The organism is Gammaproteobacteria bacterium (genome assembly GCA_035546635.1).
GTDB lineage: Bacteria > Pseudomonadota > Gammaproteobacteria > JAURND01 > JAURND01 > DASZWJ01.
Genome location: DASZWJ010000006.1, coordinates 57570 through 73801 on the forward strand (window position 1 = coordinate 57570; position 16232 = coordinate 73801).

General features: G+C 42.3%; 18 protein-coding genes. 10 read left to right on the plus strand and 8 right to left on the minus strand.

What is annotated here, in order from left to right:
- Positions 1-15: 15 nt before the first annotated feature.
- Entirely contained in the window at positions 16-1107 is a 1092-nt protein-coding gene (gene ychF, locus VHE99_01010; GenBank protein HVV67606.1) for a redox-regulated ATPase YchF, read from the minus strand.
- A gap of 359 nt (positions 1108-1466) precedes the next feature.
- Between ychF and ahcY the strand changes: the two genes are divergently transcribed.
- From ahcY to VHE99_01030, 4 genes are all read left to right on the plus strand, one after another.
- Complete coding sequence (gene ahcY, locus VHE99_01015; protein HVV67607.1) at positions 1467-2780, plus strand: adenosylhomocysteinase; 1314 nt, start codon at positions 1467-1469, stop codon at positions 2778-2780.
- A 103-nt stretch (positions 2781-2883) separates the two neighbouring features.
- Complete coding sequence (def, locus tag VHE99_01020; GenBank protein ID HVV67608.1) at positions 2884-3390, plus strand: peptide deformylase; 507 nt, start codon at positions 2884-2886, stop codon at positions 3388-3390.
- On the plus strand, positions 3387-4343 hold the full coding sequence (gene fmt, locus VHE99_01025; protein HVV67609.1) for a methionyl-tRNA formyltransferase: 957 nt from the start codon (positions 3387-3389) through the stop codon (positions 4341-4343). The genes def and fmt overlap by 4 nt, the downstream gene beginning before the upstream one ends.
- 24 nt (positions 4344-4367) lie before the next feature.
- Entirely contained in the window at positions 4368-5240 is an 873-nt protein-coding gene (locus VHE99_01030; protein HVV67610.1) for a HEPN domain-containing protein, read from the plus strand.
- 190 nt (positions 5241-5430) lie between these two features.
- On the opposite strand, the gene VHE99_01035 is transcribed toward VHE99_01030, so the two are convergent.
- A complete protein-coding gene (locus tag VHE99_01035; protein ID HVV67611.1) occupies positions 5431-6051 on the minus strand; it encodes a lysophospholipid acyltransferase family protein in 621 nt (206 codons plus the stop codon).
- A gap of 13 nt (positions 6052-6064) precedes the next feature.
- Positions 6065-7012: a phosphatidate cytidylyltransferase gene (locus VHE99_01040; protein HVV67612.1), complete on the minus strand. Its 948-nt coding sequence runs from the start codon at positions 7010-7012 to the stop codon at positions 6065-6067.
- A gap of 96 nt (positions 7013-7108) precedes the next feature.
- Here VHE99_01040 and VHE99_01045 point away from each other — a divergent pair, with 96 nt between their 5' ends.
- Entirely contained in the window at positions 7109-7726 is a 618-nt protein-coding gene (locus tag VHE99_01045; protein ID HVV67613.1) for a hypothetical protein, read from the plus strand.
- A complete protein-coding gene (locus tag VHE99_01050) occupies positions 7723-9693 on the plus strand; it encodes an aminotransferase class V-fold PLP-dependent enzyme (GenBank protein ID HVV67614.1) in 1971 nt (656 codons plus the stop codon). The genes VHE99_01045 and VHE99_01050 overlap by 4 nt, the downstream gene beginning before the upstream one ends.
- Before the next feature lie 216 nt (positions 9694-9909).
- On the opposite strand, the gene VHE99_01055 is transcribed toward VHE99_01050, so the two are convergent.
- Together VHE99_01055 and VHE99_01060 are read right to left on the minus strand one after the other, a co-directional pair.
- Positions 9910-10317 carry a type II toxin-antitoxin system VapC family toxin gene (locus VHE99_01055; protein HVV67615.1) on the minus strand — a complete coding sequence of 136 codons (408 nt, stop codon included), beginning with the start codon at positions 10315-10317 and terminating at the stop codon, positions 9910-9912.
- Position 10318: 1 nt separating this feature from the next.
- Positions 10319-10558, minus strand: coding sequence for a type II toxin-antitoxin system prevent-host-death family antitoxin (locus VHE99_01060; protein HVV67616.1), 240 nt, complete (start codon positions 10556-10558; stop codon positions 10319-10321).
- 188 nt (positions 10559-10746) lie between these two features.
- Here VHE99_01060 and VHE99_01065 point away from each other — a divergent pair, with 188 nt between their 5' ends.
- The 4 genes from VHE99_01065 (at position 10747) to VHE99_01080 (ending at position 14433) form a co-directional block, all read left to right on the plus strand.
- A complete protein-coding gene (locus VHE99_01065; protein HVV67617.1) occupies positions 10747-11715 on the plus strand; it encodes an alpha/beta hydrolase in 969 nt (322 codons plus the stop codon).
- A gap of 17 nt (positions 11716-11732) precedes the next feature.
- The gene (locus tag VHE99_01070; GenBank protein HVV67618.1) at positions 11733-12503 is read left to right on the plus strand and encodes an ABC transporter ATP-binding protein; all 771 of its coding nucleotides are present in this window, start codon (positions 11733-11735) and stop codon (positions 12501-12503) included.
- Positions 12500-13243 (plus strand): ABC transporter permease, encoded by a 744-nt coding sequence (locus VHE99_01075; protein HVV67619.1) that lies wholly within the window; start codon positions 12500-12502, stop codon positions 13241-13243. The genes VHE99_01070 and VHE99_01075 overlap by 4 nt, the downstream gene beginning before the upstream one ends.
- Positions 13244-13479: 236 nt before the next feature.
- Positions 13480-14433: an ABC transporter substrate-binding protein gene (locus VHE99_01080; protein ID HVV67620.1), complete on the plus strand. Its 954-nt coding sequence runs from the start codon at positions 13480-13482 to the stop codon at positions 14431-14433.
- Positions 14434-14474: 41 nt separating this feature from the next.
- Here VHE99_01080 and VHE99_01085 read toward each other — a convergent pair whose 3' ends face one another.
- Genes VHE99_01085 through VHE99_01095 form a run of 3 tightly spaced genes read right to left on the minus strand, consistent with a single transcriptional unit; the run spans position 14475 to position 16046 of the window.
- Entirely contained in the window at positions 14475-15323 is an 849-nt protein-coding gene (locus VHE99_01085) for a response regulator (protein ID HVV67621.1), read from the minus strand.
- Positions 15324-15382: 59 nt separating this feature from the next.
- Entirely contained in the window at positions 15383-15646 is a 264-nt protein-coding gene (locus VHE99_01090) for a hypothetical protein (GenBank protein HVV67622.1), read from the minus strand.
- A gap of 37 nt (positions 15647-15683) precedes the next feature.
- A complete protein-coding gene (locus VHE99_01095) occupies positions 15684-16046 on the minus strand; it encodes a response regulator (protein ID HVV67623.1) in 363 nt (120 codons plus the stop codon).
- Positions 16047-16232 lie beyond the last annotated feature (186 nt).

Genomic DNA, 16232 nt, shown 5'->3' on the forward strand with positions numbered 1-16232 from the left:
ATTTAACAACGTCCTCTACACATTAAATCTAAAATGCATCACATCTCCATCTTGCACAATATATTCTTTGCCTTCCAAACGTAATTTACCCGCTTCTTTAGCACCTTGCTCACCGTTATAGCGTATAAAATCCGCATAGGCAGTCACTTCAGCCCGGATAAAACCCTTTTCAAAATCTGAATGAATCACGCCCGCAGCTTGCGGCGCCGTACAGCCCAACGGGATAGTCCAAGCTCGTACCTCCTTTACGCCAGCAGTAAAATAAGTCTGCAATCCCAACAGCCGATATCCCGCATGAATGACACGATCCAAACCCGGCTCTTGAAGTCCCATGCTGGCCAAAAACTCCGCCTTATCGTTATCTGGCAACTCAGCAATTTCTGACTCTATCGTCGCACAAACCGCCACCACCACCGCTCCTTCTTGTTGTGCGCGTTTTTGTACCAAATCTAAATAGGGATTATTAGAAAAACCTTGCTCATTCACATTGGCGATATACAAGGTAGGTTTGGCTGTGAGCAGTTGCAAGGGAGCTAAAATAGCCTGTTCTGACACATCCAGCGTCAGCGTTCGCGCCGGATGACCCGCGTTTAAATGGCTACTGACACGAGTCAACAAGGTCTGCTCCATCAAACCCTGCTTATCCCCGCTTTTGGCAGACTTCGCTGCTTTAAGTAACGCTCTTTCCACTGACTCAAGATCAGCCAAAGCCAACTCCGTGTTAATCACGTCAATATCCGACAACGGATCGATACGCCCTGCCACATGCACCACATCCGTATCTTCAAAACAACGCACCACATGCGCAATCGCCTGCGTTTCGCGAATATTGGCCAAAAATTTGTTACCTAAACCTTCGCCTTTAGCCGCTCCCGCCACTAATCCGGCGATATCTACAAATTTCATCGTCGTCGGAACAATTTTTTCTGGATGGACAATAGCAGCCAATTGCGTTAAACGCGGATCTGGAACCGGCACTATGCCAACATTAGGTTCAATCGTACAAAAAGGATAATTCGCAGCCTCTGCTCCCGCTTTGGTAATTGCATTAAATAAAGTAGATTTCCCAACATTAGGAAGTCCGACGATACCGCATTTAAAACCCATGCACTTTTCCTCTAATAATAAAGAAAGTTCAATTTCCTTCTCCATCTGTGACCGAAGGGAATCCCCTTGTGGGATGGGAGAAGGTGCCCGATAGGGCGGATGAGGGGTAAGCTTGCAGTAGCTGTCAACTTAAAGTCAACCACATCTTTTAGATAAAAAAATCTAACTTCCTTTTACAACCTTGTTCTTTTTCCCTCTCCCATCCCACAAGGGGATTCCCTTCGGTCACAGATGGAGAAGGAAATTAGACTTTTTTATTTATTAAGAGATTGGCAAGTTTTTTCCCCGTAAGCTAGAATTCAATCTCTGAGCCATTTTTCAAATAGGCTATACCAACCTAATCACATCAAGAGACCACCATGCAAGCATCCACTGCTGAAAAAATAACTTCCGACTATAAAGTCGCCAATATCAACCTGGCAGAAAGGGGACGCCATGAAATTAACCTAGCTGAGATTGATATGCCAGGGCTAATGGCATTACGTAGCGAATATAGCCAACAAAAACCCTTAAAAGGCGCACGTATTGCCGGCTGTCTACATATGACTAAAGAAACTGCCGTCCTAATCGAAACCTTGCTGGCATTAGGCGCCGAAGTGCGCTGGTCATCCTGCAATATCTTTTCCACCCAAGATACCGCAGCTGCTGCCATGGCAGCAGCCGGAGTTCCGGTTTTTGCCTGGAAAGGTGAAACTGATGAAGAATATGAATGGTGTATTGAACAAACGCTATTTGGACCCAATGGCTGGGAACCTAATTTATTGCTAGATGACGGCGGCGATCTGACAAAAATTGTGCATGATAAATATCCCGAACTATTAAATAAAATTAAAGGCGTATCAGAAGAAACTACCACCGGTGTAAAACGCTTATACGACATGGCCAAAGCCGGTGACCTAAAAATGCCCGCCATCAACGTCAATGATTCAGTGACAAAGTCTAAATTTGATAATCTTTATGGCGCACGCGAATCACTATTGGATGGTATCAAACGCGCCACCAATGTCATGATTGCTGGAAAAATCGCCGTTATCGCTGGATTTGGCGAAGTCGGCAAAGGTTGTGCCCAAGCCTTACGCAGTTTAGGCGCCACGGTATGGATTACTGAAATTGACCCCATCTGCGCTTTACAAGCTGCGATGGAAGGTTATCGCGTTATCACCATGGAATATGCCGCCCCCCACGCCGATATTTTTGTCACCGCCACAGGCAATGTACACGTGATTACCCACGACCATATGCAACAAATGCATGATGGCGCTGTGGTATGCAACATTGGACATTTCGATATAGAAATTGACATCGCCGGCATTCGCAAATACCAATGGGTGAACATCAAACCGCAAGTGGATCAAGTCGTATTTCCAGATGGCAAGCGCGTTATTATTCTGGCCGAAGGTCGTCTGGTCAACCTAGGTTGCGGCGATGGCCATCCCAGCTTTGTCATGTCAACCTCCTTCACCAACCAGGTATTGGCACAGATTGAGTTATGGCAGAATTCAGGTAATTACAAAGCGGATGTTTATGTTCTGCCTAAACATTTGGATGAGCATGTCGCCCGCCTGCATCTGAAAAAGTTGGGTGTGCAGTTGACGCAATTGACTAAAGAGCAGATGGATTATTTGAAGATACCAGCGAATGGCCCTTATAAGGCAGAGCATTATCGTTATTAAATGTACGTCGTCCCGGCATGGATGCTGGGACGACGTGCCATTTTTGGATTTCGCACCAGCGACTAGTTATAACAAAATAAACTTTACAATCGCGCTTATGACCATATTAAACATATTGCAATACCCCAATCCCCGTCTAAAAACGAAAGCGGAACGTGTGACAGAATTCAATGACGCCTTGCAAAAAATTATCGATGACATGTTCGAAACCCATTACAACACAGAAAATTGTGCTGCCCTGGCTGCAACTCAGTTGGATATCAAATCACCCCCGCACGTCACCGTCATTGACTTTTCCCCGGAAAAAAATCAACCCCTGTGCTTAGTCAATGCTGAAATTATTGAATCGCATGGCACTCTCTCTGAAGCAGAAGGCTGCATGTCTATTGCAGGTGTCTATGAAGCGGTTAACCGCGCTACTAAAATCAAGGTGCGTGCGCAAGACCGTTATGGAAAGCCCTTGGAATTTGAAGCGGAAGACTTTATGGCCAAATGTATTCAACACGAATTAGATCATTTAAACGGTACGATTTTTATTGACCGGTTATCACCGCTTAAACGGCAACGCGTAGACAAAAAATTCTCTAAACTTAAACGCTGGCAAAAATAATGGCATTAAAAATTATTTTCGCCGGCACCTCCGAATTTGCAGTAAATTCTTTAGAAGCTTTACTCAACTCTGAACATGAAATTATTGCAGTCTACACGCAACCTGACCGTCCTGCCGGACGCGGTTTGAAACTCAAACCCAGCGCAATTAAACAAGCGGCACTTAAACATCACTTACCACTTTATCAACCGGCTAGCTTACGTCATTTACCTGAGCAACAACAATTAGCTGCCTTAGGCGCTGATGTGATGGCAGTCGTCGTTTACGGCTTGTTATTACCCAAAGCGGTATTAGATACACCGCGTTTTGGCTGCCTCAATGTACATCCCTCCTTACTTCCGCGCTGGCGGGGAGCAGCTCCCATCCTCCGTGCCATAGAAGCTGGAGACAGCGAAACCGGAGTGACCATTATGCAACTGGATGAAGGCTGGGATACCGGTGACATTCTCAGCCAAGTGCGCTGCCCCATTGATAAAGAAGATACCTGTGAAAGTCTGACACGCCAGCTGGCACAAGTCGGAGCACAATTATTGGTAGACACCTTGAACCAACTTGAAACAGGTAATCTGCAACCTAAACCGCAAAACGACGCTGACGCCATCTACGCCGCTAAAGTTGACAAGGCAGAAGCCAGATTAGATTGGAGTCAATCTGCCGTGCAGCTAGAACATAAGGTACGCGCCTATAATTCCTGGCCGGTCGCTTATACGGAATGGCAACAAGCTATGCTGCGAATATGGTCGGCAAGCCTGGTTTCTGAATCCTCCTCTACAAAGGTTAAACCGGGCACCTTACTTGCTGTGAGTCCAGAAGGTATCGATATTGCAACAGGTGCGGGAACACTGCGTTTACTAAAAGTGCAATTACCTGGAGGCAAACCTCAGACAGCGGCGGATTTTATTCATGCGCGCAAACAATTGCTGGTCCCAGGAGTGACAGTTTTTGGTTTGTAAGTTTCCATAACATTTTTTTTCACAATGAAAAACACATTAACTCATTTATCACATGAAAAACAACAAGAATTAAAAACTGTTGTCGCCGCCATCCGTGCTCATCCTGAAGTAGAGATGATTATTTTATTTGGCAGCCACGCAAGCGGCAAAGATGTCGAAGATCTATATGAAGAAGATGGCATCCTTTATCACTATCAAAGTGACTATGATCTTTTAGTGGTTGTTAAAACTCGGGGCTTGCAGAGACAGCAACATTTAGAATTTGATTTGATGGAAACAGTTGAAAAACTACCTAATATTCACACGCCATGCTCTATCATTGTGCATGATGCAGACTATATCAATGCTCAATTAGATGATGCGCAATACTTTTTTTCTGATATCAAGAAAAAAGGAATTTTGTTATATAGCACGGGGCATTTAAAATTAAAAGAAGTGAACAAACAGTTAAATCCAAAACAACGTTATCAGTTAGCGCAAGAAGATTTTGAATATTGGTTTACAGATGGCGTTGGTTTTTACGAAGGATTTAATTTTTACTTGCAAGGCAAAAAAAACAACTTAGCTGCTTTTTCACTACACCAAGCGACAGAACGTTTTTATAACGCCATTTTGCTGGTATTTACACACTATAAGCCTAAAACACATGACTTAGCGATACTACGTAGATTAACCAATAACTTAGATCGACGATTCATTAAAATATTTGTCGAAACTGATCCTGAAGAAAGACGTTTATTCAGACTTTTGCGTGAAGCTTATATTGCCGCTCGCTATAAAAAGGGTTACAAAATCACCGAAGATGAATTAAACAGGTTGAGCGAGCGAGTTCAAACTTTGCAACAACTCACCGAGAAACTCTGTCATGAAAAAATGGAGTCTTTTTTAGTAAACTAGGTCCTGTCATCAATTAGCCCCCTACTACGTCATCCTGCGGCTAGTCCCTGAGAGATAGTCACTTTTTCTAGCGGCAAACCCCTTCTCCCGTCTGTGACCGAAGGGAATCCCCTTGTGGGATGGGAGAAGGATTTGCCACTTGACACGGCTTCATTCGATGTTCGATTGACATGCATGAAGATTTGATAAGTCACAACTCATATCGTTTGCTCCTTGCGGTAAAAACTTCTTGCAACATCTGCATAAATTGCTGTTTATCTCCCTGCCAATACAAAGGTTCCTCTACATAAACATCAATACAAAATGGCACCAGCAAGGCTTCGCCTTTAGGTAATGCCTTGCCTGCGCCGTGAATAAAAATAGGAATGATAGGAAGGTGGGGAAATTGCTTGGCAATATGTGCAATGCCTGATTTAAAAGGGATGAGTTGTTCCGGATCGCCACGGCTGCCTTCTGGATAAAAAATAATGATGGAATTCTCTTCGATGGCTTGATAAACAGCGTCAAGAGGATCAATGGTATGGGTCGTACTTTTTCGTTGAATAGGGATAATGCCGATAATATTTAATGAAAACCAGGCGAGTAATTTGGAACGTAAAAAATAATCTGCTGCGGCGACAGGGTGTAATTTGGGTAATAAGCGTTGGGGAAATAAACTCATAATGACCAGGGTGTCGATATGGCTGTTATGGTTTGCGACCAATAAAGCCGGCCCTTCTGTAGGTAATAAATGACGTTGGCGCACATTAACGCCCAGAATAATCAATAACAAGGGACGTAAGATCACGATAAAAAATAAATAGCGTATCACCTGGTAGAATCTGTTAATAATAAAAATACCTTATGAAATGAAAATACAACGGCGCTGTATAGATCAGGCTATCCAAGCGATCTAAAATGCCGCCGTGACCTGGTAACAATTGTCCGGTGTCTTTAATACCTAAATCGCGTTTCAAGGCAGAAATAGTAATATCGCCAATAAAACCACCGATGCCGATGATTAAGCCGAGAAAAAAGGCGTGTTGAATATCCAGCGGCGTGAGCCATGGCGCAAGTAAAATAGCTAACACGGTGGTAGTGAGTACGCCACCGATAAAACCTTCAACGGTTTTATTCGGACTAACCTTAGGGATAATTTTATGTTTACCGAGCAATTTGCCCCACAAGAATTGAGCAGCGTCGTTAAATTGGTTTAAGAATAATAAGTAAAAGATTAACCCCAGCGCATTACCGGATGTAGTGGAGTTGGCAGGTAATAGATACAGGGCGGCGACGTAACTCATGCAATACACCATCATCATCACTCCCCAATGGAGTGTGGAGATGGCTTTAATAAATCCGGCGGTTTCGCCGAGAATTAGCATGCGTAGGGGTAAAAAAAGAAAGACATAGACTGGGATGAATATAACAAACATCTCATACCAGCCGGAGCTGACCCAGTAATATTGCAAAGGTATGGCCAAATAAGCCCAGAATAAAACGCGACGATCAATACGCCGTGTCGGAATCAAGGTTAAGTATTCTTTGAGAGCTAAAAAACTGATTATCGCCCAAAACCATATGGCAATTTTGGGCGCAAGAAAAAATGACAGGGCGATTACGGTGATGATAATCCAAAACGTGCGGATACGCAGGCCAAGTTGAATACGACCGTCAGTTCTTTTCAGATAGAGCAGGGTAATGCTGATGAATGTTGCAATGCAAAGTAGGGCATAAACGCCGGCTATCGCTAAAAGGACATTGAAGGAGGGCAATACTAATAGCCTATTCATGATAAAGTGCCAAAAATGACAGAGAAAGTAGGGAAATATAGGCTATTTTATTAATTGTGATATAATAAAACAACTTTTAATTTTTCGGGGATAACGATGGATATTGGAATTTATAACGCGAAATACCCCTTTAGAAAACTTATCCAGTTTTTACTCCCTTATTTTAAAAATACCGATCCTAATACTGTCAGCTACGCGCTTGTGCCACTCGGCTTGTTAACCGCGCTTATTTATTTTTTTGCGCCTAAATGCGACTGGCTTTATTTGCTGGGTATTGTGCTTATTTTTTTGCGGATGATCGTTGGCACGCTAGATGGTTTGATTGCCGAAACTTTCCACAAACAATCACCTAAGGGTGAAGTAAACAATCGTTTAACGCCAGAATGTGCTGATATCTTACTGATGTTGGCTATTGCCCTTTCTTTACCGGCATCGCTGCCCTTGGGTCTGTTTGCCTTGGGTATTTCTTGGGGTATTAGTTACACTGGCATCATCGGCGCAGTGGCTGGACTAAAACCCCAAAGCGTTGGGCCCGTCGGTCAGACCGATAGAATTGCCAGTTTAATTTTATTGTCGTTGTTACAGTTCTTCAGTCTACACTATGCCTGGAATTTCAATTTTATCATTTTATTTCTGTGGTGGGTTATTATCGGTGGTCTCATCACTATTGGTCTGCGTATTTATCGACTTTTTAAATTATTGTCACCTCAATGATAAATTTAAATAAGATTCGCTCTAATTATCCCATCACCCAACGAGATATTTTTTTAAATCACGCCGCCACTTCCCCTGTTTCACATGCAGTGATTACCAGAATAAAAACGCTAACCGATGAGATGCAAAGACCGCTTAGTGAACATTTTTATAATTGGTTAGGCATTGTAGAAGAAACACGGCGTATGCTCGCTGATTTGATTAATGCTCAGCCGACAGAAATTGCTTTTTGTCAAAGTACTTCGATGGCATTGAATATAATTGCGCATGCCTTGCCCTTACGACCTGGCGATAAAGTCATCGTGCCGTCAAATGAATTTCCATCGAATATTTATGTATGGCAAAACTTACGCCAGCGGGGCATTGAATTTGAATTTTTTGAGGTGCTTCCGGGCGTGCCGGTGGTAGAGACCTTGCGAAACATAAATCTTCACCGAGTCCGCTTAATCAGTATCAGTGCAGTTAGTTTTCTCACCGGGCGCTTATACGAACTTAAATCCATAGTGGATTTTTGTCACGAACGGGATATTTATATTTGTTATGACGCCATCCAAGCCATTGGCGCCATTCCTTTCGATGTGCAGCACAGCGGAGTTGATTTTGTTGCTAGCGGCGGCCAAAAATGGTTGTTAGGCAGTGTAGGCGCTGGATTTTTCTATGTCAGGAAAGCTCTGCTAGAAACCCTCAACGTTCCTTATGTGGGATGGACGAGCGTTAAATATCCTGAAGATTTTTCTTTGAAAGAATTAGATCTGGCAACGGATATAACGCGCTTTGAAGCGGGACTTCCTAATATCTTGCCTATCGCTGGTTTGAATCAATCTTTGCGTGATTTAACTGCAATAGGGTTGGAGCATATTTTTACGCGGATTAAGGAAAATACCACTTATTTGACGACAGCGTTAAATGAACAGGGCATTAATACCTTGGCGCAGCAGGATCTATGCTCCGGCATTGTCAGCTTTAACATTCCCCCTCATTTAGACCTGGAATATTTTAACAAGTACTTACTGCAACATAATATTCATATTACGCAGCGTAATGATTATATTCGCCTGTCGCCGCATTTCTATAATACTGAACAAGATTTACAACAGTTGTTGGCTGGGTTGAAAATTGCCTATGTAAAAAAACTGCCGACTGATAGAGAGTCTAAAAACATTGCGTCAGTTAGCGTTAACCAAGATAAAAGAATATTATTAATAGGCGCCAACGGTATTTTAGGCAAAGCTTTAGCCCGTGAATTAGCACAACAAGGCTTTGGGATTACGCTAGTCGGTAGAGATCAGCCTCAGTTAGCTGAACTGGCTGCAGGATTGCAATCGGCGGGGAGTGGACACATTTCTTATGAAACAGTCGATTTTACTGCGCCGGAAATGTTTGCGAACTTTCTTGCGCGTTTGCGAGCGGCCGGCATTAAATACCATGCTTTGATTCATTGTGCCGGTGTAGTACATGCCGCGCCATTTACAGCATTGAGTAAAGATGATTTTAATGAAATGTTTAGGGTGAATTGCTTGGCAGCTTTCCAATTGATGCAACTCTTTATCAATGAATTAGCTGCAGAAAATTCATGGGGTATTTTGAATATCGTGTCACCCACCGGTCGCTGCGGTTATCCGCTATTATCTGCTTATGCAGCAACAAACGCGGCTTTGTGGACGTTAACTGAAGCGATTGCTCGCGAGGAAGAGAAGGTGCCAGTCATGCTCTTTGTTGCTCCGGCAATGCATTCACGCATGCAAAAACGAATTGGCCGTGTTTTATTACGTTATTTTAAATTAAGTGGTACTTTTGATTATGCCCAGCCATTGGCGGTAGCCAGGGAAATTTTAAAAATATTGCCTAAGGGAAAACCATTAGTTATCAGCAAAAAAAATCGAAAAATGTTATTACTAAATGCGATTTGCCCTGGCCTGATTAATCGAAGAATTCGTAAGATTTGGAAAGCAGAAAATAAAAAATGATGCGATCAATCCAATTTCGTTTTACATTTCACAGAATAGAATTATATGAATTACTGCGTAGGCAATTAATTGAAGAAGCAGCCGCGAAACCTGCTGAAGATAAAACCGAAATTAAGTCAGCTAAACTACGCCAATATTTTTGGAAAATACTAAGGGACAGCGTGATGAGACATATTAATATTTATAAGCACAAAAGATGGCAAAAAACAAAGTCATCTAATAAATTTGCACACCACAAGCTTTAGCACTATCAAGTAATTTTTTATCTAAAGTAGCCAAAGGGATATGATGTTTAATGGCTGTATTTAAATAGGCCGCATCATAGCTTGTGAGTTGGTAAACTCTAGCCAAATTCAATATAGATTCGCCTTGTTCATAACTGACATGATGATCAAATTGAATAGATAAAGCTTGTAATGTCTTCCAAAAATGTGATACCTGTGCTGGTGTCACACGCTTGCGATTTTCAGCCACCAATAATGTATTACTGACCTCTAATAACCACAGAGGCGGCACGATTGCAATGGTATCTGCCACAACATCATTGAGAATTTGTTCAGTTTTGTGGTTTTTTTCATCCTCAAATAACCAAGCCATGGTAATTGAACAATCTATCACCAGCATATTAGCGCCTGCCTTCTTCGATAGCCTTTCGAGTATTCATGCCTTTTCCCCAAGAAATTCCTTTACGCCAATTGCGCAATTCAGCCACAGCTAATTTAGCATCTGTGTCTTTTTCTTGATAAGGCGCCAAAATAGCTATAGGAACCCCTCGACGTGTTATAGTTATAACATTGCCCTTTATTACTTCATCAAGAAGTTGCGCCAAATGTGTTTTAGCTTCATAAGAACCTATGTGTTTCATAATTAATCTCTTAGAATAGAATAGAATAGACCAGACTATACACTGGTCTATTCTAGTTAAAATATTAAATTTGTCAATCTGATTGGCAGTTTAAAGGGCAAAGAACTAGAATATTCTTTTTTTAGTTGGATATTAACCTTCAGCTCAGCTTGGCCACGGAGCACTTCACTTTTAGACAAGAGATATCTATGACAACCATCGCCTTTAATCCCAGCCTAGTTAAACCAGAAATTGCTGCTTATCTGCAAGAACAGAGCAAACTCCCAATACCTGCTACACTAACGCCGGAATTGGTCAGGGCAGGCTTTGCCGCTAATTTCAAAAAATTCAGCCCCTATGCCAGCTTTTTTCCCGTTGATAGTGTAAAAGATTATGATATCTCTGAAGACCATTCATTATTGGTACGTGTCTATACGCCTACCGCCGATCACCAAAAACTGCCATTATTAGTGTATTATCACGGGGGCGGCTGGGTCGGCAACAACGTGACCACACACGATAGTATTTGCCGATTGTTAGCAAAACGTTGCGGCTGTATTGTGGTTTCTGTTGATTATCCTTTAGCGCCAGAACACAAATTTCCTGAGATTATTCAGCAATGTTTTGCTGCATTAACTTGGGTGTTTGAACACGCTGAAAAATTAAGCGGTGATGTCAATCGCATCGGGGTTGCCGGCGACAGCTCCGGCGCCAATCTGGCGACCATTATGACTTTAATGGCCAAAACCAAACTTCCTCCGATTATTTATCAGGCCTTAATTTGCCCCGTCACCGACTTAACCACACTGAATACTCCCTCTTATACGACTTATTCCAATTTCGGTTTATCCCGTGACAAAATGGCTTGGTTTATACAATGCTATTTGCAGAATGCTGCAGATGCTGCCGATCCCCTCGCTTCGCCTTTATTGGCTCCTGATTTATCCGGCCTGCCACCTACCTTGGTGGTCGCTTCCGAATTTGATGTTCTGCGTGATGATGCAGAACGTTATGCTGTACGCTTACAGCAGGCGGGTGTGCCCACGGTTTATCACTGCATGAAAAAAATGATACACAGCGGTATATTCTGGGCGCTCGGCTTACCGGTGATCGCCGAAGAAATTAATTTTATCAGCGATAGAATGACCGAAGGCCTGTCACTGCCGCCTAAAGCATAAATTCCTCCCCAAACATTATGTCCCTAAATATAAACCACTTAAGTCCCACAGTAACCCTGACACAAGCCTCCCTGCATTTCGGCGGCAATTTATTATTTCAAAATATACAATTAACCCTTCCCAGCAACCAATGGACAGTATTACTCGGCCCAAGCGGGGTTGGAAAAAGTAGTTTGTTGCGTCTGATTGCCGGCTTAAACTCAGATGCCCATATTGCCTCACCCATAACCACATCCGATGGTCTCAGTCTTGAAGGTAGACTGGCCTATATGCCACAGCAAGATTTACTCATGCCCTGGTTATCTGTACTTGATAATGTATTGATCGGGGCTAAGCTACGCGGTAGCAAACAAAAAAAACGCCTGACCGAACGTGCGCTGTTTTTATTGAATCAGGTAGGCCTGGAAAATGTTGCCTATAAAAAACCCAGCGAATTATCTGGTGGCATGCGGCAACGCGTCGCTTTAGCTCGCACCTTACTGGAAGACCGATCTGTGGTATTGATGGATGAACCTTTTTCCGCTCTGGATGTGATTACCCGCTTGCAACTGCAAGAACTGGCAGCGCAACTACTCATACAACGCACCGTGTTATTGGTGACGCATGATCCACTGGAAGCACTGCGGCTGGGAGATAATGTCTATGTCATGGCCGGCAGACCTGCAATTTTAGGCGCTGCACTGCATCCTGCTGGAGATAAACCCCGCGCCTTAACCGATCCTGGCTTGCTGCAATTGCAAGGACAACTATTGCTGGAACTGGAACATGCCAAGGAGAACACCACATGACCATGATGCTTCGCGGTGCAATATTATTATGCGGCCTCTTATTACTATGGCAAGCGGTGGTCTTTGCATTTGGGTTACCCCCTTATATATTGCCTGCGCCACTTAAGGTATTTAGCGCCTGGATTCACTATAGCCCAGTTATTCTGCAACAAACTTTAATCACCTTGACCGAAGCCGTACTTGGTTTATTGTTTGCGAGTTTACTTGGGGTTTGCAGTGCATTGTGCATGGCTTTATTTCGCCCTGTGCGATTTTGGATGTTACCAATTCTATTAATCAGCCAAGCAATTCCCACCTTTGCCGTAGCTCCTTTATTGGTATTATGGTTAGGCTACGGTATGTCATCTAAAATTATGGTGACGGTACTAGTGCTATTTTTTCCTGTCACCAGCGCTTTTTATGACGGCTTGCGCCGTACTGAGCCGGCCTGGTTGGATATGGCCACTGTCATGGGAGCTTCGCGTATGAGGACACTTTGGTTTATCCGAGCTCCTGCCGCATTACCCAATCTTGCCTCAGGATTACGCGTTGCCACCGCATTCGCCCCCATTGGCGCGGTCATTGGTGAATGGGTTGGCGCTAGTCGGGGCTTAGGTTTCATGATGCTAAACGCCAATGCCCGCTTACAGATTGATGTGATGTTTGGGTGTTTATTTACGCTGGTCATTATGTCTTTGTTATTATATGCGCTGGTCGATCAATTACTACGACTGGTTGTGCCTTGGCAGAAAACGGTATAGTTGTCTACAAAAACAAAATGCTGTCCCGCGTAGACGCATTAGTGTCAGGGGAAATATTCACTTTTTAGATGCCCCCCCTTCTCCCCTTGTGGGAGAAGGAATTTAGATTTTTACCAGACACTAGTACGCCTGCGTGGGAATGACAATGCTTTTTAATCTTTTTAGTTTTTATAGGAGCGAGTAGTTACTAAATTTCTTACCATCCATCATAATTTTCCTTTTCCAGGTGAAAAAACATGCGCACTTTTTTATTATTTTGTTTCGCCTTAATCCTACTTTTTTCCACTGCATTTGCCAGTACCACAGAAAAATCACCTCAATCACTCACAGTAGTTTTAGACTGGTTTATTAATCCCGATCATGCCGCTTTATTTGTTGCCGATCAACAAGGCTATTTCAAACAAGCCGGACTAGACGTTAAACTGATTGCTCCCGCTAATCCTGCCGACCCACCTAAGCTGGTCGCAGCGGGTAAAGCAGACATTGCCGTGGATTATCAGCCACATCTGTTGCTGGAAATAGCACAAGGATTGCCATTACAGCAATTAGGTGCTTTGATTGACCATCCATTGAGTTGTCTTGCGGTGCTTATCGATAGCCCCATTCATCAACTTGCCGATCTGAAAGGTAAACGCATTGCTTATTCCAGCACCGGCATTGACACCGCGATGCTGCAAATCATGCTAAAAAAATCCGGTTTAAATTTACAGGATGTGCAATTGGTGAATGTTGGATACGGTTTGAGCCAGGCATTACTCTCTAAAAAAGTTGATGCAGCCATTGGGTTAATGCGGAATTTTGAGTTGACGCAATTAGCGATGGCGGGACATCCTGCACGGGCTTTTTTCCCCGAGGATAATGGCTTTCCACCTTATGATGAATTAGTGCTTATAACACGTAATGATCGGTTGCAAGATCCACGATTTGCACCCTTCCTGCAAGCATTGGCAAAAGGCGTAAATTATTTGCAGGCACATCCTGAAGAAACCTGGCAAGCATTTGCGAAAGCGCATCCTGAACTCAATGATGATTTAAATCATAAGGCCTGGATTGATACACTGCCGTTTTTTGCTAAACAGCCTGCAGGATTTAACGTAGGGCGCTGCCAGAAATTAGCTACTGCATTAAATGAAGCACTGCAGTTGCAAATTCCAGCGAGTGCTTGTCAGATTACTTTGCCTAAAAATTAGGCCTCCTTCCTAGAATCTGTGGGGAAGAGGCGAAAAATATTTTAGGCAATGTTAGCTTGCACAGAAATCGCACATTTTCTGCGGCTATAGCGTTGAAGAAAAGATTCCACGTAGTCAATTGCTAGCTGAGCGGGTGAATCATTACCCATTTCTTCCAACAATTGAATCGCAAGATAGTTGAAATATTGCGTCTTAGACATATTATCTGGTTTAGGGGCATTTTTTAGTGCCACCGCATAACAGTTAATCAACTCCTGTTCCGTGTAAAGATTTCGAGGCTTATCTTTACCTTCGCTGCTAATATTATTAATAATCTCTTTTATTTTTTCTGGGCTAAGCGGTTTGCAAAAAACTTCATCAATTCCAACAGCACGACACCGAGTTACTGTATGCTCATCTGCGCTGACAGTAACTGCAACGATAGGTCGTCTTATTTTTTGCTTACTTCGTATCTCAGCGGCCAATTCGTAACCTGTCTTATCAGACAGTAAAATATCCAATAAAATTAGATCATAAGAGTTATGTAGTAATATAGCCGTTGCTTCTTCAGCATTTTCGACAGTGTGGACTATACAGTCCAGGTCCAGCAGCATTTTTTCATGAAAATGTTGTGCTATCCTGTCATCTTCCACAACAAGAACTTGCAACTTATCCGTTTTAGAAAATACTGGTTTTGATGTATGATTAAATTTTATGGGCACAATCCCAGAGGCAGATTGGCTGTTTGAGGCTTCAGCACTACTAAAGCCATTAACGATTTTTTTGAATTTTACAATAGCGGTTTTTTTTTCCAGATCATCTTCTGCAACATAACCAAGCGTGAATAGTATTTCATTAGCATCCATGTGTGTTTTTTCATTTGAGTTGTTTAGTAAATGGGTTCGCAGCATTTAATATTCCCCTCTGATAGCAAGTGAAAGTTTTTTCATTTATCTATAATCGCTATTTTTTAAGCAGCTTTTTTAAAAACCAGTTTCATCGATTTTCTATTGCTATAGCGCTTAATACTTGCCTCAACCGCATCAATTTCAACTTGCGACGGGTAAGAGTTGCCAGTTTTTTCAAGGATTCTAATAGCCACACAAGTTAAATAAAGAGATTGGCTCATGTCTTCAGATTTCGGCTCTTCTTGAAGTATCTGTTTATAAAGATCAAATAAAATACCGTCCAATGCCACTCGATATTGGTTTTTTACTTTAAGATTAGCTTTCATATATACCTCTACTCTATAAATTATGAGCACTCAATTGTTAGCAATTATTTAATGCCCATTCTTTTAGTTGATTAACACTAATAGGTTTTTTAAAAACCTTATTCATTCCTGATTGGTATGCTTTCTCTATACCATCATTATCAAGATATGCACTAATACCTATGACTGGGATATTCTTGATATTTCCGTCGGCGTTTCTAAGTGCTTTTACAAACTCATGACCATCCATAACTGGCATATTAATGTCCAAGAAAATTAAGCAGATTTTCTTATTTTCTAAAGTTTTTAGTGCTTCAAAACCATTACTCACGGTTTCAACCACATAACCCAGGGTCTCTAAAACGGTTTTAATGGCCATTTTAGTAATGGCATCATCGTCAACAACAAGAATACTAGTCATAATGGCTAAAACCCTGTAATGTAATTTGTATCAAAATTAAGACATAAAATGACTTCACTATAGCTATCTTGCTACTATTGAATTTGGTAAAACTTTTTTGCTTTATTTCAAAACAGTTAGCCATTCTATTAAGAAGCTCTTAATGTAAATTTTTCATTAAGCATAGTTAAACATACTGGCAAAATT

Bases quoted from the DNA above. Each gene is read 5' to 3' on its own strand.
- VHE99_01080 (HVV67620.1), top strand. From the start codon at position 13,480: ATGCGCACTTTTTTATTATTTTGTTTCGCCTTAATCCTACTTTTTTCC.
- VHE99_01050 (HVV67614.1), top strand. From the start codon at position 7,723: ATGATAAATTTAAATAAGATTCGCTCTAATTATCCCATCACCCAACGA.
- VHE99_01085 (HVV67621.1), bottom strand. From the start codon at position 15,323: ATGCTGCGAACCCATTTACTAAACAACTCAAATGAAAAAACACACATG.
- VHE99_01095 (HVV67623.1), bottom strand. From the start codon at position 16,046: ATGACTAGTATTCTTGTTGTTGACGATGATGCCATTACTAAAATGGCC.
- VHE99_01030 (HVV67610.1), top strand. From the start codon at position 4,368: ATGAAAAACACATTAACTCATTTATCACATGAAAAACAACAAGAATTA.
- VHE99_01075 (HVV67619.1), top strand. From the start codon at position 12,500: ATGACCATGATGCTTCGCGGTGCAATATTATTATGCGGCCTCTTATTA.
- ahcY (HVV67607.1), top strand. From the start codon at position 1,467: ATGCAAGCATCCACTGCTGAAAAAATAACTTCCGACTATAAAGTCGCC.
- VHE99_01055 (HVV67615.1), bottom strand. From the start codon at position 10,317: ATGCTGGTGATAGATTGTTCAATTACCATGGCTTGGTTATTTGAGGAT.
- VHE99_01090 (HVV67622.1), bottom strand. From the start codon at position 15,646: ATGAAAGCTAATCTTAAAGTAAAAAACCAATATCGAGTGGCATTGGAC.
- VHE99_01065 (HVV67617.1), top strand. From the start codon at position 10,747: ATGACAACCATCGCCTTTAATCCCAGCCTAGTTAAACCAGAAATTGCT.
- VHE99_01040 (HVV67612.1), bottom strand. From the start codon at position 7,012: ATGAATAGGCTATTAGTATTGCCCTCCTTCAATGTCCTTTTAGCGATA.
- VHE99_01060 (HVV67616.1), bottom strand. From the start codon at position 10,558: ATGAAACACATAGGTTCTTATGAAGCTAAAACACATTTGGCGCAACTT.
- VHE99_01070 (HVV67618.1), top strand. From the start codon at position 11,733: ATGTCCCTAAATATAAACCACTTAAGTCCCACAGTAACCCTGACACAA.
- VHE99_01045 (HVV67613.1), top strand. From the start codon at position 7,109: ATGGATATTGGAATTTATAACGCGAAATACCCCTTTAGAAAACTTATC.
- ychF (HVV67606.1), bottom strand. From the start codon at position 1,107: ATGGGTTTTAAATGCGGTATCGTCGGACTTCCTAATGTTGGGAAATCT.